The sequence below is a fragment of the Massilia agri genome, assembly GCF_024753255.1.
In the GTDB taxonomy this organism is placed as follows: Bacteria; Pseudomonadota; Gammaproteobacteria; order Burkholderiales; family Burkholderiaceae_D; genus Telluria; species Telluria agri.
Genome location: NZ_JANUHA010000021.1, coordinates 54,784 through 75,920 on the forward strand (window position 1 = coordinate 54,784; position 21,137 = coordinate 75,920).

Sequence of the window (21,137 nt, forward strand, 5' to 3'; positions counted from 1 at the left end):
AAGCAAGTGAAGGACAACATCGAATGGAGGTGACATGAGACTGCCACAACAGGCACCAGAGCCATTGCACGAAAACCTCTTTGAAGTTTTCGGCATTATCGGCCTTGCATTGGTCGGGGTGATTATGGTTTTTCTCGGCTGGCTGAAGTACAGAGACCGTTACAAGCGCCCCGGGCCGAAACCTCGGAAGCGTGCAAAGGAAAATGGCAAGAAAAAGTAGGAGAAGGCAGCAACACGATCATCACAACGTGAGGGGAGCACGATGGGTTCAGGACATTCTCATGCAGCGCAGCCGGGTCAGAATGAGCGTCCGCTCTGGATAGCGCTCATTCTCACGACGACTTTTCTTGTAGCCGAAATCATCGGAGGTATTCTCACTAACAGTCTTGCGCTGATTTCGGATGCGGCGCACATGTTCACCGACACCGCGGCGCTGGCGATCTCGCTTGCGGCGATCCGCATCGGCAAGCGGCCGGCCGACAGCGAACGAACCTTCGGATACTACCGCTTCGAGATCCTGGCCGCGGCTTTCAATGCCATACTGCTGTTCCTGGTGGCCATCTACATCCTGTATGAGGCGTACCAGCGTCTGAACAACCCGCCGGAAATCCAGTCAGGAACGATGCTCCTGGTTGCTGCCTTTGGCCTGGTCGTCAATCTCATCAGCATGAAGCTGCTATCGAGCGGCAAGGACAGCAGCCTGAACGTCAAGGGCGCATACCTCGAGGTATGGAGCGACATGCTCGGTTCGATCGGCGTCATCATCGGCGCCCTCGTCATCCGCTATACCGGTTGGAGTTGGGTCGACTCGGCGATCGCCGTTGCCATCGGCTTATGGGTGCTTCCCCGCACCTGGACGCTGCTCAAGGCAAGCATGAACGTGCTGCTCGAAGGCGTCCCCGAGGGTCTCGGCATTGCTGAAGTCAAGGACGCGATCACGCGCATACCGGGCGTGGACAGCGTGCACGACCTGCACGTCTGGTCGATCACAAGCGGCAAGGCCAGTTTGACGGCACACGTCGTGCAACGTGAAGACGTCACTGACGCGCAAGCGCTCCTGACCAGCATACGCCAGCTCATCGCGAGCAAGTACGATATCCACCACTGCACCATTCAGATCGAGACAACGCCGTGCGAGCAGGCTGTCGAGGAACACAGCTTCGGCCCGGCTGCATCCCACGACCATGCCGGTCACGATGAACATGAGGGAGAAAAGCGATGATCGACCATATCAGGAACAATCTTGTTGAAGCGCGCGATGCACTTGATCGCCTCATCAGCGACGATGCCCAGCTGGGCAATATCCAGGCCGGTGCAAACCTGCTCGTCGACGCATTGGGAAGCGGGCACCGCGTTATCTCGTGCGGTAACGGCGGCTCTATGTGCGATGCCATGCACTTGGCGGAAGAGCTGTCGGGGCGGTTCCGCGAGGACCGCCCTGCCATGGCAGCGGTAGCCATCAGCGACCCAAGCTACATCAGCTGCGTCGCCAACGACTATGGTTACGAGCAGGTGTTCGCTCGCTTCGTCGAGGGCAATGGCGCCGCCGGCGACGTCCTGTTTGCGATCAGCACGAGCGGCAGCAGCCGGTCCGTGATCCTCGCCGCGCAAGCCGCCCGTGCGAAGGGCATGAAGGTGATTGGCTTGACCGGGCGTCCCGGCGCGGCGCTCGCGGAAAGTTCCGATGTCTGCATCTGCACGAGTGCGGGACGCTATGCCGACCGGGTGCAGGAACTCCACATCAAGGTGATTCACATCCTGATCGAATTGGTGGAGCGCACCCTTCAACCAGCCAACTATGTCGTAAAACCATAAGATCAGGATAACGGTCGCAAGAATGGCCCCTCCCCCATGGGGGGCGGCTGCCGGGTACAAGGCGAGCCGGCATCGCACGGCCGCCATGCCTAGCCGCGTTTCTCCCGGCTCTTGAGCAGCCGCAGTCCGTTGAACACCACGAGCAGGCTCGCGCCCATGTCCGCGAACACGGCCATCCACAAGGTAGCCGATCCTGCAATAGCGACCACCAGGAACACAGCCTTGATCAGCAAGGCGGCGACGATGTTCTGCTTGAGGATGGCAGCGGCCTGCCTGCTCAAGCGGATGAACTGCGGGATCTTGCGAAGGTCGTCATCCATCAGCGCGACGTCGGCTGTTTCAATGGCGGTGTCGGTGCCCGCTGCGCCCATCGCGAACCCGATATCGGCCTTGGCCAGCGCCGGAGCATCGTTGATGCCATCCCCCACCATGCCGACGGTACCGAATCGCGCCACTTCGTCATTGATGGCAGAGAGCTTATCCTCGGGCAGCATGTTCCCGCGGGCGTCATCGATGCCGACCTGCCGTGCGATCGCCTTGGCCGTCACTGCATTGTCGCCGGTGAGCATGATCGTCCGGATTCCCAACCCGTGAAGCTGGGCCACAGCTTCGCGACTGGTTTCACGAATGGTATCGGCCACCCCGATCACCAGCAGTGGCGACGTTTCATCGCAGAGAACAATCGCAGTCTTGCCTTCACCCTCCAGTGTCGACAGGACGCTTTCCGTCGCGGTGCTGCAGATGCCGAGCTCCTCGACCAGGCGGTGATTGCCGAGGTAGTACCATTTCCCGTCGATCCGCCCTTTCGTGCCACGGCCGGTCAAGGCCTCGAACGCGGTCACGGATGCGAGGGGAAGGTCCAGGCCCGAGTTTTGCCAGTAGCGGCTCACCGCGGTCGATACCGGATGGTCGGACCGGTCCGCGAGCGCGGCTGCGAGCTGCAGATGAGTCTGTGCATCGCCTTGCAGGGGCAACACATCCGTCACCTCGGGCTTACCCTGGGTGATCGTGCCGGTCTTGTCCAGTGCGAGCGAGCGCAGCTTGCCACCCTGCTCCAGGTAGACGCCGCCTTTGACGAGGATGCCGGCCCGCGCCGCGGCAGCCAGGCCGCTGACGACGGTGACCGGGGTCGAGATCACCAGGGCGCAGGGGCACGCGATCACCAGCAGGACGAGCGCCTTGTAAATCCATGGCATCCATTCGGCGCCCAGCATGAGCGGCGGTACGAGGGCGACTCCGAGCGCGATGGCGAACACGATGGGCGTGTAGATGCTGGAGAAGCGGTCGACGAAACGCTGCGTGGGCGCGCGGCTGCCCTGCGCGTCCTCGACCGCGCGGATGATGCGCGACAGGGTCGAGTTGCTGTGGCCCGCGGTGACACGGTATTCGAAAGAGCCGGTTTCATTGATCGTGCCGGCAAACACCTTGTCGCCGACTGTCTTTGGTACCGGCATGCTCTCACCCGTGATCGGCGCCTGGTTGACGGACGACTGACCGGTGGTCACTTCCCCGTCCAGGGCGATCCGCTCGCCCGGCGCGACACGGGCCAGGGCGCCGATCGCGACCGTGGTGGCGTCCTGTTCACTCCAGCTACCGTCGTCAAGGCGCACGCTGACCCGCTCGGGTGTCAGTGCCATCAGGCCCTGGATGGCGTTTCTCGCACGGTCGAGCGAGCGGGCCTCGATCATCTCGGCGATGGCGAAAAGGACCATCACCATTGCCGCTTCCGGCCACTGCCCGATCAGTACCGCGCCGGTCACGGCGATCGACATCAGGGCATTGATATTCAGGTTGCGGTTCTTGAGCGCGATCCAGCCTTTCTTGTATACGTTCAAGCCCGTCGTCGCGATCGCAAGCAGCGATAGCAGGATGACTGGCCACCAGTTTTCATCGCCCGTCGTCCATGCGACGATTTCGGCACCGACTGCTGCGGCCAGGCCCAGGGCAAGGACTGCATACTGCCGCTTTCGGGAGGCAGGTGGGACCGTCTCGGCTCGTCCTTGTCCCGCTGCAACGAGCACCGCCTGCATACCGATGGACGTCAGTGCATCCTGGATCGCCGCTGCCGGCCCACTATGCCTGACGACCAAACGACGCTGGACGAGATTGAAGTCGAGCTGTTCAACCTGAGCCAGGCCGGACAGCTTGTTACGGATGAGCGTCTCCTCGGTTGGGCAATCCATGTTGTCGATGCGGAAAATGGTACCGGCTGCTGAGCCGCTTTGCTCATCGGTCTGTTCAACCACCGGGTCCATGCCGACCGCCCGTACTGCTGCAAGGATCGCATGTGGATCGCCGAGGCTATGCTCCACCCGCAAGCGGCGCTGGACAAGATTGAACTCGAGCTTTCCGACGCCTGCGACGCGCCCGAGCGCTTGCCGCAGCAGTCCCTCTTCTGTCGGGCAGTCCATCTGGTCGATGCGAATGACAAGGGAACGGTCCAGGGCTGCAGATGAGGCACCCGCGGTCTCGATCGGTGCAGATTTTTCGCAACATGATTTGGTCTGGCATTCCGACATGACGACTCCTTGAGAACTGTGTATAGTTCCCATTGAACACCCTGTAGCGGGTACGGGGTCAAGCATTAAGTTAACGTACCGGGATTTCTCTTGAAAATTGGCGAATTGGCAGACCGCTCGGGCTGCTTGGTTGAAACCATCCGCTACTATGAGCGCATCGGGTTGCTTGCCCCGCCAGAGCGGTCGGCAAACAATTATCGAGCCTATAACGAGCTTCACGCTGAGCGCTTGCTGTTCATCCGGCATTGCCGCGCCTTGGACATGACACTCGATGAGATCCGGACGCTGCTCGATTTTCGCGAGGCGCCGGGAAAAAATTGCGAGAGCGTCAACGCGCTGCTCGACAAGCACATCGGGCACATCGTCGACCGTATAGCAAACCTGTCAGTACTGGAAGCGCAGCTCAGAGACCTCAGAAGCCGTTGCGTCGCCACCAACAGCACAAACCCATGTGAAATCCTGCAGGCGCTCGGCACTGCCGACGCTTGCGACGAGCCAGCAAGGCTTGGGCGCCATTGACCAGCCCTGGACTTTCCGCGCCATCACTGCATTGCCGAATCAGCGAACAGCCGGAACAATGCGCTTGACCTTCAAGTAGCTAGAAGGTGTTTAATATCAGGTTCTCGAACCTGAAGACAAGTATCCCGATATGACGTACCCCATTTGGCGTCGGCTAATCGCCTTCGTAATGTTCTGCTGCTGCGTGATCGGTACGACACACGCTAATCCCACATCATCGGAAGCAGAAGTCCGACAGCTCTGGCAGTTGCTCGATTATGTCGCCGTCGATTACGCCGGCGCGGTCCAGAACGGAGCGATTGTCAGCGAACTCGAATACGGCGAAATGCAGGAGTTCTCGACGCGCGCGCAGAACCAGGTGAAGGCATTGCCTCCGCATCCCCTGCATGCAGAACTGGCAGCTGCCACCATCAAACTAAAGCAGGCGGTCGAGCGTAAGGAGTCGCCGCAACAGGTTGCCCAGCTTGCGCGCGAGGCAAACCGTTTGCTGCTGCAGGCCTACCCCTTCCCTGTTGCGCCGCGCGCCCTGCCCGATCTGGCCCGCGGTGCGGCGCTGTACCAGGCGCAATGCGCTTCATGCCATGGAGCGGCCGGCGCCGGCGATGGGGCACTCGCGGCCAAGCTCGAACCCAAACCAATCGCATTTACCGATGAGGAAAGAGCCCGCTCGCGCTCTCTCATGGCCCTGTATCAGGTCATCAGCCAGGGTGTCGAGGGCACATCGATGCCGGCCTTTGCAGGCTTGTCCGAGCATGACCGCTGGTCTCTGGCGTTCTATGTCGGCAGCCTGGCGTTCAAGGACACGGACATCGCAGCCGGAGAGTCTGCATTCGCACAGAACAACGCCGCGTCCGCAACGATTCCCGACATGAACACGCTAGTGACGGCAACCGAAGAAGAACTGGCGAAGGCAGGCTCACCGTCGACCGCGCGGGCGGTTCTGGCCTACGCACGCATCCACCCCGAGGCCGTACAGGAGCAGCAGGAACGCAAGGGCATCGTCCTTGCGCGCAAACTGCTGCAGGACAGCCTGGATGCCTTGAAGAATAACCAGCGGGCGAAGGCCACCGAGCTTGCTTTATCGGCTTACCTGGACGGCTTCGAGCCGCTCGAGGCCAGGCTCGACGCGACGGACCGCCAGCTCCTGGTGGACGTGGAGCGAACCATGCAGCTGTACCGGGGCGCGGTTGCACAAGGCAATGTGTTGCGTGCGACCGAATATGCCGGGCAGCTGGACGCGTATTTCGTACGTGTCGAGGAGCTTACCGGCGCGAACAAGACCGACGCGACGACGGTGTTCGTGGGCGCGTTGACCATTCTCCTGCGCGAAGGTGTCGAAGCCCTGTTGATCGTGATCGCGATGGTCGCGTTCCTCCGCAAAGCGGAGCGTCCACAGGCCTTGCACTACGTGCACGCAGGCTGGATCTCGGCGCTGGCCGCCGGCGCCTTGACCTGGGTGGTAGCCACCTATGTGGTCAGCATCAGTGGCGCAAGCCGTGAAGTGACCGAAGGCCTGTCGTCGCTCTTCGCCGCAGCGGTGCTGCTGTCGGTCGGGCTATGGATGCACCAGAAAGGCCAGGCTGGACAATGGCAAGCCTACCTCAAGCAGCATCTGACGGCGGCAATGGAAAAACGCTCCGCATGGGCCCTGTTTGCCCTGGCATTCATCGCGGTATACCGGGAAGTCTTCGAAACGGTCCTGTTCTACTCGGCGCTCGCCGCCGACGGCAACGGCCCCGCCCTGCTGGCAGGATTCGTTACAGGCCTGGTCCTGCTGTCGGTGATTGCCGTGATTTTCCTGCGTACCAGTGCACGCATGCCGATCGGCAAATTCTTCTCGTTCAGCTCCGTGCTGGTGGCCGCCCTGGCAGTTGTCCTGGTCGGAAAAGGGATTGCAGGGCTGCAGGAAGCCGGATGGCTGACGGCCACGCCAGTCTCGGGACCGCGCATGCCTGTTCTGGGCCTCTACCCGACGATACAGACTTATGCGGCGCAACTGGCCCTGCTCCTGGCGGCTGGTCTTGGCTTCGGCTTCAATCTGATGAAGGTCCGCAAATAACAAGCGGACGCTCGCAGCTGGCATCGCGACCGATGCCAGCCGGAGCAATCTTCGGCTTGAGCCTTACCTGGCTTGACGCATGCAATCATCACGTTATCGCCGGGAGGTAAACAGCTTGAACCGCGAAAGCTTGGAGCGGAATCAGATTCCAGTCTATGTTGTAAGCGCCGCCTTGGCCGTGCTTGGGGGGATCCTTGCGCCTGACGCTGCGGCCAAGCTTGACCTGTTGGTGACACCTGCCATTGCGGTCCTGATGTATGCGATGTTTCTGCAGATTCCCTTTCTCGAGCTAAAGCAGGGGTTGGGTAATAGAGCGTACATATCTGCAGTTTTGGTCGCCAATTTTGTGCTGATACCGCTTCTGGTATGGGTCTTGACGCGTGGACTGAGCGATCATCCCGCGCTCCTCATCGGCGCTCTCCTGGTCCTGCTGACCCCATGTATTGACTACGTGGTCGTATTCACCCATCTCGGGAAGGGCGACTCGCGCCTGACCCTGGCCGCTACGCCAATCCTGCTTCTGCTTCAGCTGCTCCTTCTGCCCATCTACCTCAGCGTAATGACTGGCGGAGAATCCGGGGTCGTCATCGCTGTCGCGCCGTTTGTCGACGCATTCCTGCTGCTGATCGTGGCTCCGCTGTTGCTTGCAGTGGCTACTGCCGGGCTGGCGAAGCGATCGTCCATCGTCGAGAAATGGAATGCCGGATGGGCCTGGCTTCCGGTCCCTGCCATGGCCGCAGTGCTGGTCGTCGTCATCGGTTCGCAGATCGGGGCGATCATCAGGGAGATCGAGCAATTGGTGCCGGTCATTCCGGTTTATATTGGCTTCATGGTGCTCGCCCCACTGATAGGAGCCTTTACGTCGCGCATGTTTAAACTGCCGGTAGCAGCGGCTCGCGCCGTGACCTTCAGCGCGTCGACGCGCAATTCCCTGGTAGTGCTGCCACTCGCGCTCGCGTTACCCGAAGATTTGCGTGGAATTGCGGCGGCGGCTGTGATCACACAAACCCTGAGCGAACTGGGCAGTGAACTGGTCTACGTCCGTGCAATTCCTGCCCTGGTCAAGTGAGGTGTACTGTCAATCGTGGACACGTCCGTTTCAAGCAGCCAGCTGCCGTCTGCTGATCTTTTCGGCAAACGATGCTGGCGATAGATAGTCGAGACGCGAATGGCGCCGCTGGCGGTTCCAGAAAATCTTGATTTATTTTGTAATTGCCGATTCAGCGTTGGCCCTGGTCGCATACCTCTGGCGATGGATCAATTCGTTCTTCAAGCCTCCCGAAAACCTCCATGCTTGCGTTGTCCTGGCAGTTTACTGCAAGTGCTCGGCAGCCCTAATCCAAGCCTCTTACCTGGATCTTGTTTGATATGTGCGCGCTCGCTTTGGTAACTGACGTATTCTGTGTTCATCCAAGCGCGTCCGGTCGAGAAAAGCGCAGGGCGCATTCTTCCTGCAATCTTTTGGAGATCCGATGTCGGATATTGGCAAGGACAGCGATGACGAATCAGGTCTGGACGCTTCCAACGAGCGTGATCGTGGCATTTTATGGAAGGTCTTGCTAATCAATCTGGGCCAGTGTTTGGCCGGGGTGGCTGTCGGAACATGGGCATCTTCAACTGCCGTAGTTGGCGCTGGCCTTGACAACTTGGGTGACGCTGCAGTCTATGGCGTCAGTCTGTACGCGGTCGGCAGATCCAGCACAATCAAGAAGCGTGCGGCGCAATTATCTGGCTGGCTCCTCATTGGTTTCGCTTGCCTGTTGTTAGTTGAAGTTGTCCGTCGCTTTCTTGGCGGTGAGGCACCACTGGGACCAGCCATGATGGCCATAGCTGCAACAAATGCCCTACTGAATATCTATTGCATTCGCGTGCTGAAGCAGCATCGCGGCCAGGACATCAATTTCAAGGCCTCGACTATATTCACGAATAACGATTCGCTTGTAAATGGCGCGATCGTGCTTTCGGGCGCGTTAGTAATGTGGACAAATTCAAACCTTCCTGATCTGTTGCTTGGAACAGTGGTTTCGTTCATCGCCGCCAAGGGAGGTTATGAAATCCTCTCAGAGGCAAAAGGACATCAGTCGTGATACGAGGTCTGCCATCCGAATTCTGCACGCGCAACAGAAATACATCCAGTGTGGTTCTCTGTCTGGTCGGAGCATGAATGGCGACGCAAATCAGGGAAGCCTGGCGCGGGACCCTGGACATTCTCATCAGGCAGGTATTTCCCTTCCCTCAGGTGATCAGATTTGTACATTACCAATCACAAAACGGCTGGGCGGCAACGCCGGTATGCGTGAGAGGCTCATCCGCAAATCCTGCTGAGGCACGCTGTACCGTAAGCTTGTGCTGAGAAACATAACGGCAACTTTCATCAGTTCGATGGTGATCCACTCACCAGGGCAACGGTGACCATCGAGATATTCCCCCCCTCCCTGTGGAATGAAGCTGAAAGGGCTACGCTTCCATTGACGAAAACGCTCGGGCATGAATGTATGGGGATCGTCCCAAAGCCTCGGATCGTGATTCGTCCCATACAAGTCGAGCAGGACTCTTTCGCCTTTCGGAAAACGATAGCCCTTCGATTCGAACTCCCGCCGCGTGCGTGCAGCTACCACCGGGAAAAACGGATAAAACCTGCGGACTTCTTCAACGAAATAATCGAGGTAGTACGCTTCAGCAGCCAGCAGACGCTCCCGGCATTGCGGGTGCTGATGCAAAGCCATGGCTGCGAACATGATATACCAGGCGACCGCGACGGTTGGCCTTGCAACATTGATGAGTTCCACCGCCGCAGTCCGCTTGTCGAGCAATTCCCCAGACAAATCGCGATGCCAGGAGATCGCATATAGTGCGCAGTCTTCATCCACCGTTAGCCGATGATGACGCACATCTTCTACCAGACCCTCGATCCAGCGCTCAGCGCGGTTTCTCGCCCATCTTCCACGCCAGTGTCTCGGGCCGATCGCCGCGCCAGCGTCGATCATCGCTACGAAGTCATCCGTTCTACGCCTGACTTCGGACTCAACCAGCGGGATTCCTGTCCAGGCACAGACGGCCCGGCACAAGCTTTCACACGCTTCGTCGAATAAAACCACCTGACTGCGGCGCTCCCAATTTGCCGCGGACCTGTGCCATTGCGCGGCACTGAGCTCCGCCAGTTCCGCAATACGCTCGGCGCTCATCAAGGAGAGAAACATCCCCTTTCGGCACCGATGGGGATTACCGTCCAGTCCTTGCACGCCTCCTCGGCCAAACAGTGTTTGCTGGAGTCTCGATGGAGCAACACCGGCGCGTTCGAACCTCTCATTGTCATAAAAGAGTCTGGCCAATTCTTCGCCGCGCATACAAACTGTCGATTGAAGCATCAGTCGTGAGCGGAACAGGTCGGTCCCCAGGCGCGTACAGCGTTTAGTGATGAAAAGATAGCCGTCCCAGGCGAACGAAAGAGTACTGTCCGGAACACCATCTCGCGGTATCTCATGCATGAGCGTCTCCGTCAAATTGAGCCGTCTTCATACTGCCCGAGTACATAGTTCAGCGGCGCTTGTTTCAGCACTGCTTATATCAATAGCGTCGCACGCGGGGTACGCGCACCCCGCTTGTTGTCGCCCGGTAGCTTGCATATCAGGCTTCACACTAGTTCGATGCCGCGGGCGGCTTCGAACTAGTGATAGCGCCCTACCAGAACGCCAAATGGCGAAGCTTAGTTGGCGTACATTGGACTTTCCTCAACATAGATTGTTACATTCGTTGCGTTTGGAAGGATGTTCGCCAAGGAGATCGGCAACAGGCCGAGCGTATCGAAGGTCCAGGTAACGCTTCTTGGACCGTCTACAATACGGATAGTCTCGAGTCGCTTGACGTGAATCGATCTGGTCTTGCCTGCCACTATCGTGATAACGCGGTCAGGCGCTGCATTGGAGGAGTATCCGAACGGTGCTTCTCGACCAGTCTTCGCTTCTGCAGCGCTCCTTGCGGGTATGCCCCCCTCATTGGCCCGCGAGTCGAGTGGAATGAACATGCACGCGAGAAGTACCGCGGATAAGAAGTTGATGTGAGTTTTCATTGAATTTTCCTGTTGAACATTTGATTTTTCAAGCGCACTGACTCTCGACGTGGCCGATTGTGGACCGCCATGGTCGGGAGTAAGTCAGATGCGACTGCTTTATTTGTAGAGACGGATGGAGTCGTGCAGTGCTTGTGCACGATTACCCATCAAGCGCAGGCGGTAGTTGCCGGCTTCGATGATCAGAACCATTTCGGCCGAATCGGGCCGTCCAGTATTGGAGACTGGTAATTCAGTTGACTAAGACTGGCGGGGCAGGAGCGTGACTGTCCTGACCATCCGATTGCGGAAGAACCGCTGCCGAGGGGCTGCAAGTCGCATGCCGATACACAAGTCGCGCTGCAGCCAGCTTCGAACAGCACTTCTGTTGGATTCTTAGAACCGGTGACGTCGGACACCGCTTCGGTGGCCGACGCTTCGTCGGAAATCACGCACCATCCTGCCGCCCAGCCGGTCTGTAAGGGCAAAAGCGCGAGCAATATGATCAGAAACAGGCGCTTCATGGAGTCGTTGACTGCTTGGTCACGGAAGAGAACACTGGAGTATGGCAAATTTTACAACGCCCGCTGGGCAAAAACATGGGTCTCGAATTGTTGTAGATCTGATTATCTTTGTTCTGTGGGCCCGGATCGTCGCCCTGCTCAGACCGCCCGGCGCGACTGCCCATGCTTCCGGCGGCAGTGCGCGCCCAGGGAGGCGATGACTACCTTGTCTTGTCGGTTACCGAAGGCGCTGCGCGGTCGCCGAACAGTGCGTGCAACACGATGACCGCGGCGCCGACCGTGATCCCGATATCGGCGATGTTGAAAGCTGGCCAGTGATGCGCTCCTACATGCACATCGATCCAGTCAACGACGCCCATCCGCGCAGTTCGGTCAACGAGATTGCCAAGCGCTCCGCCAAGGATCATGGCCAGAGCGATCCTTTCCGCGGAGCCTGTTTCCGGTTTCCGGATCATCCGGACGATCAGGATCGACGCGAGTACGGCTACAACGATGAAAAGGTAGCGTTGCCATCCGCCAGCCGTGGCCAGAAGACCGAACGCCGCTCCCTGGTTGATCACATGGACGATGTTCAACAAGGGTAACAACTCGATCTGCTGGCCGTAGGCCAGATGTTCCACGATTGCGGCCTTGGTGACCAGGTCGGCAAGGGCGATCAGCCCGGCGACCAATACGGCAGCGAGCGGTGAAAAGGGTTTGGCCACTATTCGTTTCCTGTGCAGTTGCCGGTCAGATGTTCAGCGCACGCTTGTCGACAGCGAGCGCCGCTTCCCTGATTGCTTCATACAATGTCGGGTGCGCGTGGCAGATCCGGGCAATGTCCTCCGAAGACGCCGAAAACTCGAGCGCCATTGCCGCTTCACCGATCATTTCCGACGCGAGCGAGCTGACGATATGCACGCCCAGCACAAGGTCCGACTGGGCATCGGCCAGGACCTTGACAAACCCCTGTGCGTCGCCGTGGCCGAGTGCGCGCCCGTTGGCCGAGAAAGGAAACTGTCCCGACTTGAATGCGCGTCCTTCGCGGGCCAGTTCCTGCTCCGTCTTGCCAACCCACGCGGCTTCCGGACTCGTATAGATGATGAAGGGGATGGCGGCGTAATTCACGTGCCCGGATTGCCCTGCGACGATCTCGGCGACCATGATTCCCTCTTCCTCGGCCTTGTGCGCAAGCATTGGCCCGCGCACGACGTCACCGATGGCGAACAGGTTCGGCAATTTCGTCCGGCAGTGTTCATCGACCGGAACATAGCCGCGCTGGTCGAGCTCCAGGCCAATTGCCTCGATTCCCAAGCCATCCGTATTCGGCACGCGCCCGATCGCCACGATCACCTTGTCGCAGGCGAGCTCCTTGGCGGCGCCGGCGCGGTCGCGATACGAAATGTGCGCCCCGCCGACGCTGAGTGCAATGCTGTCGATCGCCACGCCAAGGTCGAATTTCAGCCCCTGTCCAGACAGCAGCTTGAGCATTTCCCTGGACACGGCGGTGTCGCAGCCCGGCAGGAAGTCCGGCATGGCGTCGAGCAGGGTGACATCCGCACCCAGGCGCCGCCACACTGACCCGAGCTCGAGACCGATCACGCCGGCACCAACCACGCACAGGCGTTTCGGCACCTCGCGGAAATCGAGTGCTCCGGCGTTGTCGCAGATGATCGCATTGTCGATCCGGGTGCCCGGCAGCTGGCGCGGCTTCGACCCGGTGGCGATAATCACGTTACGCGCGCTGATCTGCTGCACGGAATCCCCGGCCGAGACTTCCAGGGAATACACCCCGTCCTGCATCCCGACGAAGCGCGCGCGCGCCTTGATAAAGTCGACCTTGTTCTTCTTGAACAGGTATTCGATCCCTTTGGCCATCTTCGAGACCACCCCGTCCTTCCGGTCGATCACCTTGTCGACGTCGATCGCCGCGCCGCCGGTGGTGATACCGTGCTCGGCAGTGTGGTGCAGGACCTGTTCGTACAGGTGGCTCGACGCAAGCAATGCCTTGGATGGGATGCATCCCACATTCAGACAGGTTCCTCCGGGGCGCGCCTGGCCGTCGGGTGCGGCGTAAGGATTCGATTCGATGCAGGCCACGGACAAGCCGAGTTGTCCGGCGCGGATTGCGGCGATGTAACCGCCTGAACCCGCGCCAACGATGACCAGGTCGTATTGCGCTTTCATGTGATTCCTTTTAATGTCCGAGTCGTTGCGTTCACTCTACTGGATTGTTCAAATTCCCTCCGCCACGTTCTCCGGCGGACGGGCGAAGCGCTGGTAAAGCGTCGGCAGCACGAACAGCGTCAGGATCGTGGCGGAGATCAGGCCGCCGATCACGACGGTGGCCAACGGGCGCTGCACCTCGGCGCCGGCGCCGGTTGCCAATGCCATCGGGACGAAGCCCAGCGACGCGACCAGTGCCGTCATCAAAACGGGGCGCAGGCGCCGCAGCGCACCTTCGCGCACCGCCTGCGCCCACGGAAGCTGTTTCGCCAGGTCGTCGATCGAACCCGCCATCACCAGCCCATTGAGGACGGCAACGCCGGACAGTGCGATGAATCCGACGGCTGCCGAAATCGAAAATGGCAGGCCACGCAGCCAGAGTGCGGCGATACCCCCGATCAGGGCGAGAGGCACACCCGTGAACACGACCGCGGCAGCGCGCCAGGAACCGACGGCCGAGTACAGCAACAGGACGATGAGCGCGAAGCAGGCCGGTACCACGACCGCCAGGCGCATCCGCGCACGCTCGAGGTTCTCGAACTGCCCGCCCCAGGCGAGCCATACGCCGGCGGGCACCCGCACGTCCGCGTTGATGCTTGCGCGCGCTTCGCCGACCACGCCGGCGATGTCGCGTCCGCGCACGTTGGCCTGAACGACGACCCGGCGCTTGCCGTTCTCGCGGCTGATCTGGTTCGGTCCCTTGGCCGTCTCCAGCGCGGCCACCGACCCCAGCGGCACGAAGCTGCCGCCCGGCGTCAGCACCGGCAACAGGCGCAAGGCTTCGACATCGTTCCTGGTCTTCTCGCCCAGTTTCACCACGACGTCAAAGCGCCTATCCCCCTCGTAGATCGAGCCGGCCTCACGTCCCGCGACGGCTGCCGCCAGGGTGTCGTGCACGTCCTGGGCGGTCAGCCCGACCCTGGCCATGGCGTCGCGGTCCAGGCGGACATCGAGCAGCGGAAGCCCCTGCACCTGCTCTACCCGGACGTCTTCCGCGCCCTCGACCGCACGCAGTTTTTCGGCAACCTGCTCGGCGGTGCGGATCATGGCGTCGAAATCGTCGCCGTAGACCTTGACCGCGATGTCGCCCCGTACGCCGGCCAGCAGTTCGTTGAAGCGCATCTGGATCGGCTGGGTCAGCTCGTAGTTCTGGCCCGGGATGCCTGCAACCGCCTTCTCGATCTTCTCAACCAGCTCGGCCTTGCTCATCCCGGGTTCCGGCCATTCCGAACGGTCTTTAACGATGACAAAAGTGTCCGTGATATTCGGCGGCATCGGGTCGGCGGCCAGTTCAGCCGTACCTGTTCGGGAGAACACCAGCTTTACCTCAGGCAGCTTGCCGACCGCTTTCTCGACAGCGAACTGCATCGCCTGGCTCTGGTCCAGGGAGGTGCCGGGAATGCGGGCTACCTGCAGCAGCACGTCCTGCTCGTCGAGTGTCGGAAGAAACTCCTGTCCAAGCGTCGTGAACAGGCCGAGCGCGCCTGCGAAACCGGCAGCCGCCAGCACGCCGACCAGCTTGGGTTTCGCGAGCGCGCGGTCCAGCCAGGGCGCGTAAGACGACGAGGCAGCCTTAACCAGCTTGTTCTCCTTTTCGTTGACATGGCGCGAAAGCCACAGCGCGATCGCAGCCGGCACAAAGGTGAGCGAGAGGATGAAAGCGAAGACCAGGGCCAGAATCACCGTTACCGCCATCGGTGCGAACATCCGGCCTTCCACTCCCTGGAACGTCAACAGGGGGACGTAGACGAGAATGATGATCGCCTGGCCATAGACGCTCGGCCGGATCATCTCGCGCGCGGCGGCGGCAACGGTATCGAGACGCTCCGCCCTGGTGAGTATCCTGCCGGTGGCGTGCTGGCGTTCGGCGATGCGGCGCAGCGCGTTCTCCACGATGATCACGGCGCCATCGACGATCAGGCCGAAGTCCAGCGCACCAAGGCTCATCAGGTTTGCGGAGAGTCCCGCTTCGAGCATGCCGGCCGAGGTCAGGAGCATGGTGACCGGGATGACTGCCGCGGCAATCAGCGCCGCGCGCAGGTTTCCGAGAAGTGCAAACAGCACCGCAATGACCAGGAGCGCGCCCTCGGTGAGGTTGGTTGCCACGGTCTTGATCGTGGCATCGACCAGGCGTGTCCGGTCGAGGACTGGCCGGATCAGCAAGTCGGGCGGCAGGGAACGTGCGATTTCCTTCAGTCGGACGTCGACGGCGGCGGCAACGGTCCGGCTGTTCTCGCCAATGCGCATCACAGCCGTACCGACGACGACCTCCTGGCCGCCTTCGGACGCCGAGCCGAAACGCAGCTCCTGCCCCAGGCCGACGCTAGCGACGTGCGACACCAGCACGGGCGTGCCGTTACGGGTGGTGATGACGGTCTTCGCCAGTTCTTCCGACGAGGTGATGCGCGCATCGGCCTTGACGGTGAGGGCCTCGCCGTTCTGGACGACGACGCCGGCGCCGGCGCTCGTGTTATTGCGCTCCAGTGCCTCGCCCAGCATCGTCAGGCTGATGCCCAGGGCCGCGAGTCGTTGCGGATCCGGTGTGACCACATACTGCTTGACGTAGCCCCCGATGACGTCGACGCCCGCCAGCCCTTCGGTATTTTTGAGCTGCGGTGCGACGATCCAGTCCTGCACCGTGCGCAGGTAGGTCGCCTTCTCGGCAGCGCTGCGCAGCACTTCCCCTTCCGGGGTGATATAGCTGCCGTCCGCCTGCAAGCCCGCCGACGTGCCGGCTTTCTGGGCCGGTTTGGAGGCATACTCCACCGTCCACATGTAGACGTCGCCAAGCCCGGTCGCGATCGGGCCCAGGCTCGCGGTAGCACCCGGGGGCAAGTTGCGCTCGACGGCGCGCAGCCGCTCCGCCATCTGCTGGCGAGCAAAATAGATATCCGTGCCGTCCTTGAAGACCGTCGTGACCTGTGCAAATCCATGCCTGGTCAGCGAGCGCGTGGATTCCAGTCCGGGAATGCCGGCAAACGCCGTTTCGATCGGATAGGTGACCTGCCGTTCGACGTCGGCCGGCGCGAGCGCTGGTGCGACGACGTTGATCTGCACCTGCGTGTTGGTGATGTCCGGTACCGCGTCGATCGGCAGGCGCGTCAGTGCGAATGCGCCGAGGATCGACAGCAGGATGGTGGCGATGAGGACGTGCCACCGCCGCGCAACGGAAAAGTTGACGATGCGAGCAATCATGGTTGGGTATCCTTCAGGAGCCGTTGAATGAGGAAATCAGTCATCGTCCCCTGCCTCTCCCTTGCCATGCTCCGCCTTCAGCAGATAAGTATTGCTGACCGCAATCTGTTCCTTGCCGTCTAGGCCGGACATCACCTTGACGTAGCCGGCAGCGTTACCGCCGAGGACAACGTGCTTGATCGCGAACCCTTCTTTCTCCCGGACGAACACGCTCGGCTTGTCCTCCACCGTCTGCACGGCGGTCCGTGGAATGGCCAGCTGAGTGCCGCTGGTACCGCCCTCGAGCGCGATCGACGCCCTGACCGTTTCGCCGATGCGCCAGCTGCCCTGCCCGTTCGACAGCCGTGCAATGGCGCGTACCTGGCGGGTGGCGGGATCGAGGACGCGCGATACGTGGGTGATGCGGCCTGCACCGGTTCGGCCGTCAGTCGACACGTCCACCGCCGTACCAACCGTGACGCGGGCAGCGTCGTTCGGCGACAGCGAAAGCTCGACGGCCAGTTCGTTGAGGTCGGCCACTTCGAACAGATGTGCGTCCGGCGCGACGATGTCGCCCAGTGCGATCTGCCGCGCCGTGACGTTACCCTTGATCGGGGAGCGCAGCATCAGGCGGTTAAGCTGCCCTCCGCCCGTTCCCCCGGCGGCGGCAAGTTGTTGCTCGGCCAGGCGAAGGCGGGTGCGTGCTTCTTGCGCGGCATTGCGCGCAATCTCGAATTCCTGTCGCGAGGTGACTTTTTCGCCAAACAGACGTTCTTCGCGCGCGAACGTGGCTTGCGAGAGTTCGTATTGCCGCTTGGCGATTTCGACGTCGGCCCTGAGCTGGGCTACGTCACGGCTTTCGATTACAGCCAGCACGTCGCCCCGAGCGACCGGGTCGCCCAGGTTGCGCCGGACCTCGACAACCCGGCCGCCAACGGCGCTCGAGACGACGGCTGCATGCTTCGGGTCTGCCGCGATGACTGCAGGCGCCTCGACCGCCCCAGCGAAGGACTGTCGAACCGACATGATCTCGATACCCGCGGCTTTGATTTGCTGGTCCGATAGCGCAACAAAGTCTTCCTTGCCTTCGGCTTCGCCTTCCCTCTCCGCGGCTTCGCCCCGCTCGCCGGCTTCGCCGCTCTTCTCGGCCTTCTCGGCTTTCTCGCCCTTTTCGGAATTTTCGGCTTTCTCGCCTGAGGCGTTCGCCGTTTTTTCACCCTGTTCGGCAGCTTCTTTTGGGGCTGTTTCTGGTTTGGGGGAGCATGCGCCCAACAGGATCATCGCGGCGCACAGGCCCGATCGGAATACCGCTTGCATGGGTCAATCCTTATAAATTGGAGAGTTGGAACCTTGGAGCCGAGCCAGACGTGCCCGGGCAGTATGGAGTGCTGCGAGCGCGTCGACCGAGCTTTCGCGGGTTTCGGCCAAAGAGCGCTCGGCCTCGATTAATTCGAGTTGCGGGAATTTCCCTTCCGCATAGCCGATTCTGGCGATGCGCGCCGCTTCTTCTGCGGCGGCGAGCGCGGGGCCATTGGCGGCCCGTGCGGCTGCCAATGCGTCGGCCACCTCGCCTTCCGCCTGCGCGCTGGATTGCTCGAATTCCAGTGCGACGGCGCGGCGCGCGGCGGAAGCCCGATCAAATTCCGCCCGCAAGCGCGCCAGCGCGGCCGTACCCTGATTGAACAATGGCAGCGGGACCGAGAGGCCGAGCACAGCGGCCTTGTCGGACGATTCGCCGTAACGGCGCATGCCTGCGGTCAGCGTTACGTCCGGTATCCGGTCGCGCCTGGCCGCATCGACGCGGGCTTCCGCAGCGGCCACCTCGGCCTCTGCTGTCGCGATCGCCAGCCCCTGCCCTGCCGGCGGCGGCGTCTCGCTGCGTTCGATCTGCTCGAACCACGTGGAAGCGATCGTGAGCGGCATCGCCATACCTGTCAGTCGTGCGATCGTTTTCTGCGCCAGTTCGACGGCGCGTAGTGCTTTGCCCAGCCGAACCTCGGCATTGATTCGCAGCACGTCCGCCCTTTGCTCTTCTATCGGAGATGCTTTTCCGACGCGTACCCGTTCACGTGCTGCATGGTGAGCACGCGCAGCCAGTTCATGACCAGCTTTTGCGATCGCGACATGGCGTTCGCTGGCAGCAAGGGTAACGAACGCCTCGGTAATCAGGAATGTCAGCTCCGCTTCAGCGGAGCGCGCTCCAATACCCGCGGCGGCCCGTTCGGCCTGTGCCACGCGCATCCTCGCGCCCCGCTTCCCACCGAGCTCCAGGGGCATCGACAGCGCGACTGTCTTTTCTCCCCCACCAAAACCGGAGTAGCGTCCCGATCCCATGACATTTTCGGCCTCAAGGGAAAGTGTCGGGTTCGGTCGAAGTCCAGACTGCCGCACATTCGCATCGGCGATGCGCAGGGCTGCTTCAGCGCCCTGCAATTGCGGTGCTTGGCTACGTGCCCGAGCGACGGCCTCGCCAAGCGTCAGTGGAGTGCCCTCAGCAAAGGCAGAGCCTGCGGTCATACACATGACCAGCAGGGCCGTGGCAACGGAAGCGTTCATCTTGATGCGCATGATTGGATTTGCTTGACGGATTAATAAATGAGCTTTATAAACCTTGAAGCCACTTTAATGTCAAGCACATGTCACGCACATTTACGATAGGACAGCTGTCCGCTGCGGCGCAGATGCCCCCAGCGACGATTCGCTATTACGAGAAAATTGGGTTGCTCGACTCTCCATCCCGCTCGGGCAGCAACTACCGGCTGTATGGGAACGAGGATGTAGCCCGCCTGAGCTTTGTTCGCCGTGCACGGGAGATCGGGTTCACGGTCGACCAAGTTCGAAGCCTGTTGGCCTTCTCCGACCAGCGAGACGGCGACTGCTGCGCCGTGACAGCGCTGACAGAACAACACCTTGCCGAGGTCGAGCAAAAGATCAGAGACCTCAACGTATTGAAAGAACACCTTTCCCGTCTGCTGGTTTCATGCCGGGGCGGTCGATTTGCCGATTGTCGGATCATTGATGCCCTCACGCCGCCGGGACAAGCCGGGTAGCTCACTCAGCCTGGCGCCGATCGCAGGTCCTGAACACACTTGACCTTAAAGCTGGTTGAAGGTTTATCCTCCGATAATCAGTCACCATAGGTTCATTGTCATGACACAAGATCAAACCACAGCGGGAACCCGCCTTGAAACCGAACTGTTCGTTTCGAAAATGGACTGTCCGTCCGAGGAAAACCTGATCAGGATGGCTTTGGGCAAAGTCGACGACGTCGATCACATCGCCTTCGACCTCAATACCCGCACTGTCACTGTGCTGCACCATGGGAACGCAGATGCCATTGTCGAGGTGCTGCAACCCTTGCGACTCGGCGTCGAACTGCGCGGATCGCGCCCGGCCAAGCCAGCCAGCCAGCGTACGATCAGCACACTTGGAATTCCGAAGATGGACTGCCCATCCGAGGAAAACATGATCCGCATGGCACTCGCTGATGTCGATGGCATCCAATCGCTCAACTTCGATCTCTCCCAGCGGCAGCTCCACGTCTCGCACACGGCAGATGTCAATCCCATATTGGCGAAGCTTGCCCCGCTAAACTTCGGCACCCATTTGATTGGATCCCGACCTGACTTGTCTCAAGCGGCCCCTGATAGCGACAAGGCCGGTGACGCATCGGAGGCGAAGACGCTTCGACTGCTGCTTGCCATCAATGCCGTGATGTTCGTGGTCGAGCTGGTGTGGGGATTGATTGCACAATCAGCCGGGTTGGTGGCTGATTCGCTGGACATGTTCGCCGACGCTGCCGTCTACGGCCTGGCCTTGTACGCGGTTGGCCGTGCGGCTGCGCTGAAGACCCGTGCAGCCCACGTGGCTGGGTGGCTGCAGCTCGTATTGGCCTTGGGCGCCCTGAGTGAAGTGGTTCGCCGCGCCTTCTTCGGCAGCGAACCCGAATCGGCGTTGATGATGGGTGTCGGCGCGGTGGCCCTCGTTGCGAACGTTGCTTGCCTGGTGTTGATCGCCAAGAAGCGCGATCGCGGAGCGCATATGAAGGCAAGTTATATTTTCTCTGCGAACGACGTCATCGCAAACCTCGGCGTGATCGCCGCCGGGGCGCTCGTCACCTGGACTGGATCGCCTTATCCGGATCTGATCGTTGGCACTGTCATCGCCGTCATCGTTCTTACTGGCGCGCGTCGGATTCTCAAGCTGAAGTGACGTTGCTGCCGAGCGCCCCCTGCCTTGACAGCGGGGGCGCAGCCCGGCGAAAGAACTTCTTC

The 21,137-nt window shown here is 60.8% G+C and carries 18 protein-coding genes; 9 read left to right on the top strand and 9 right to left on the bottom strand.

Features of this window, described 5'->3' with window-relative positions; translation table 11 throughout:
- Positions 1-34 precede the first annotated feature (34 nt).
- From NX780_RS21970 to NX780_RS21980, 3 genes are read left to right on the top strand one after another with little or no spacing between them, the layout of a single operon-like run.
- Positions 35-220 (top strand): hypothetical protein, encoded by a 186-nt coding sequence (locus tag NX780_RS21970; protein WP_258830019.1) that lies wholly within the window; start codon positions 35-37, stop codon positions 218-220.
- Positions 221-262: 42 nt separating this feature from the next.
- Entirely contained in the window at positions 263-1,222 is a 960-nt protein-coding gene (locus NX780_RS21975; RefSeq protein WP_258830020.1) for a cation diffusion facilitator family transporter, read from the top strand.
- Complete coding sequence (locus NX780_RS21980) at positions 1,219-1,815, top strand: SIS domain-containing protein (RefSeq protein ID WP_258830021.1); 597 nt, start codon at positions 1,219-1,221, stop codon at positions 1,813-1,815. The genes NX780_RS21975 and NX780_RS21980 overlap by 4 nt, the downstream gene beginning before the upstream one ends.
- Before the next feature lie 89 nt (positions 1,816-1,904).
- On the opposite strand, the gene NX780_RS21985 is transcribed toward NX780_RS21980, so the two are convergent.
- A complete protein-coding gene (locus tag NX780_RS21985) occupies positions 1,905-4,334 on the bottom strand; it encodes a heavy metal translocating P-type ATPase (RefSeq protein WP_258830022.1) in 2,430 nt (809 codons plus the stop codon).
- A 90-nt stretch (positions 4,335-4,424) separates the two neighbouring features.
- Here NX780_RS21985 and cadR point away from each other — a divergent pair, with 90 nt between their 5' ends.
- The 4 genes from cadR (at position 4,425) to NX780_RS22005 (ending at position 8,999) form a co-directional block, all read left to right on the top strand.
- Complete coding sequence (cadR, locus tag NX780_RS21990; RefSeq protein ID WP_258830023.1) at positions 4,425-4,853, top strand: Cd(II)/Pb(II)-responsive transcriptional regulator; 429 nt, start codon at positions 4,425-4,427, stop codon at positions 4,851-4,853.
- A gap of 130 nt (positions 4,854-4,983) precedes the next feature.
- A complete protein-coding gene (locus NX780_RS21995) occupies positions 4,984-6,912 on the top strand; it encodes a cytochrome c/FTR1 family iron permease (RefSeq protein ID WP_258830024.1) in 1,929 nt (642 codons plus the stop codon).
- A gap of 79 nt (positions 6,913-6,991) precedes the next feature.
- A complete protein-coding gene (locus NX780_RS22000) occupies positions 6,992-7,981 on the top strand; it encodes an arsenic resistance protein (protein ID WP_258830025.1) in 990 nt (329 codons plus the stop codon).
- A gap of 403 nt (positions 7,982-8,384) precedes the next feature.
- Entirely contained in the window at positions 8,385-8,999 is a 615-nt protein-coding gene (locus NX780_RS22005) for a cation efflux transmembrane domain-containing protein (protein WP_258830026.1), read from the top strand.
- Positions 9,000-9,155: 156 nt separating this feature from the next.
- On the opposite strand, the gene NX780_RS22010 is transcribed toward NX780_RS22005, so the two are convergent.
- The 8 genes from NX780_RS22010 to NX780_RS22045 all read right to left on the bottom strand — a co-directional run bounded on the left by NX780_RS22010 (position 9,156) and on the right by NX780_RS22045 (position 19,431).
- Positions 9,156-10,400, bottom strand: coding sequence for a cytochrome P450 (locus NX780_RS22010; protein WP_258830027.1), 1,245 nt, complete (start codon positions 10,398-10,400; stop codon positions 9,156-9,158).
- Between the two features lie 218 nt (positions 10,401-10,618).
- Positions 10,619-10,981, bottom strand: coding sequence for a CzcE family metal-binding protein (locus NX780_RS22015; protein ID WP_258830028.1), 363 nt, complete (start codon positions 10,979-10,981; stop codon positions 10,619-10,621).
- Between the two features lie 182 nt (positions 10,982-11,163).
- Positions 11,164-11,484 carry a hypothetical protein gene (locus NX780_RS22020; protein ID WP_258830029.1) on the bottom strand — a complete coding sequence of 107 codons (321 nt, stop codon included), beginning with the start codon at positions 11,482-11,484 and terminating at the stop codon, positions 11,164-11,166.
- Positions 11,485-11,684: 200 nt separating this feature from the next.
- Positions 11,685-12,188, bottom strand: coding sequence for a signal peptidase II (lspA, locus tag NX780_RS22025; RefSeq protein ID WP_258830030.1), 504 nt, complete (start codon positions 12,186-12,188; stop codon positions 11,685-11,687).
- Between the two features lie 25 nt (positions 12,189-12,213).
- Positions 12,214-13,650 carry a dihydrolipoyl dehydrogenase gene (gene lpdA, locus NX780_RS22030; protein WP_258830031.1) on the bottom strand — a complete coding sequence of 479 codons (1,437 nt, stop codon included), beginning with the start codon at positions 13,648-13,650 and terminating at the stop codon, positions 12,214-12,216.
- Positions 13,651-13,698: 48 nt separating this feature from the next.
- A complete protein-coding gene (locus tag NX780_RS22035; RefSeq protein ID WP_258830032.1) occupies positions 13,699-16,884 on the bottom strand; it encodes an efflux RND transporter permease subunit in 3,186 nt (1,061 codons plus the stop codon).
- A gap of 36 nt (positions 16,885-16,920) precedes the next feature.
- Entirely contained in the window at positions 16,921-18,180 is a 1,260-nt protein-coding gene (locus NX780_RS22040) for an efflux RND transporter periplasmic adaptor subunit (RefSeq protein ID WP_258830033.1), read from the bottom strand.
- Between the two features lie 3 nt (positions 18,181-18,183).
- Complete coding sequence (locus NX780_RS22045; RefSeq protein ID WP_258830034.1) at positions 18,184-19,431, bottom strand: TolC family protein; 1,248 nt, start codon at positions 19,429-19,431, stop codon at positions 18,184-18,186.
- A 68-nt stretch (positions 19,432-19,499) separates the two neighbouring features.
- Here NX780_RS22045 and NX780_RS22050 point away from each other — a divergent pair, with 68 nt between their 5' ends.
- Positions 19,500-19,913 carry a MerR family transcriptional regulator gene (locus NX780_RS22050; protein WP_258830035.1) on the top strand — a complete coding sequence of 138 codons (414 nt, stop codon included), beginning with the start codon at positions 19,500-19,502 and terminating at the stop codon, positions 19,911-19,913.
- A 100-nt stretch (positions 19,914-20,013) separates the two neighbouring features.
- A complete protein-coding gene (locus NX780_RS22055; protein WP_258830036.1) occupies positions 20,014-21,075 on the top strand; it encodes a cation efflux transmembrane domain-containing protein in 1,062 nt (353 codons plus the stop codon).
- Positions 21,076-21,137 lie beyond the last annotated feature (62 nt).

Coding starts and splice junctions, on each gene's coding strand:
- NX780_RS21995 (WP_258830024.1), top strand. CDS start 4,984: ATGACGTACCCCATTTGGCGTCGGCTAATCGCCTTCGTAATGTTCTGC.
- NX780_RS21985 (WP_258830022.1), bottom strand. CDS start 4,334: ATGTCGGAATGCCAGACCAAATCATGTTGCGAAAAATCTGCACCGATC.
- NX780_RS22000 (WP_258830025.1), top strand. CDS start 6,992: ATGCAATCATCACGTTATCGCCGGGAGGTAAACAGCTTGAACCGCGAA.
- NX780_RS22055 (WP_258830036.1), top strand. CDS start 20,014: ATGACACAAGATCAAACCACAGCGGGAACCCGCCTTGAAACCGAACTG.
- NX780_RS22010 (WP_258830027.1), bottom strand. CDS start 10,400: ATGCATGAGATACCGCGAGATGGTGTTCCGGACAGTACTCTTTCGTTC.
- NX780_RS22015 (WP_258830028.1), bottom strand. CDS start 10,981: ATGAAAACTCACATCAACTTCTTATCCGCGGTACTTCTCGCGTGCATG.
- NX780_RS21970 (WP_258830019.1), top strand. CDS start 35: ATGAGACTGCCACAACAGGCACCAGAGCCATTGCACGAAAACCTCTTT.
- NX780_RS21975 (WP_258830020.1), top strand. CDS start 263: ATGGGTTCAGGACATTCTCATGCAGCGCAGCCGGGTCAGAATGAGCGT.
- NX780_RS22020 (WP_258830029.1), bottom strand. CDS start 11,484: ATGAAGCGCCTGTTTCTGATCATATTGCTCGCGCTTTTGCCCTTACAG.
- NX780_RS22040 (WP_258830033.1), bottom strand. CDS start 18,180: ATGCAAGCGGTATTCCGATCGGGCCTGTGCGCCGCGATGATCCTGTTG.
- NX780_RS22045 (WP_258830034.1), bottom strand. CDS start 19,431: ATGCGCATCAAGATGAACGCTTCCGTTGCCACGGCCCTGCTGGTCATG.
- NX780_RS22035 (WP_258830032.1), bottom strand. CDS start 16,884: ATGATTGCTCGCATCGTCAACTTTTCCGTTGCGCGGCGGTGGCACGTC.
- lpdA (WP_258830031.1), bottom strand. CDS start 13,650: ATGAAAGCGCAATACGACCTGGTCATCGTTGGCGCGGGTTCAGGCGGT.
- NX780_RS22005 (WP_258830026.1), top strand. CDS start 8,385: ATGTCGGATATTGGCAAGGACAGCGATGACGAATCAGGTCTGGACGCT.
- NX780_RS22050 (WP_258830035.1), top strand. CDS start 19,500: ATGTCACGCACATTTACGATAGGACAGCTGTCCGCTGCGGCGCAGATG.
- NX780_RS21980 (WP_258830021.1), top strand. CDS start 1,219: ATGATCGACCATATCAGGAACAATCTTGTTGAAGCGCGCGATGCACTT.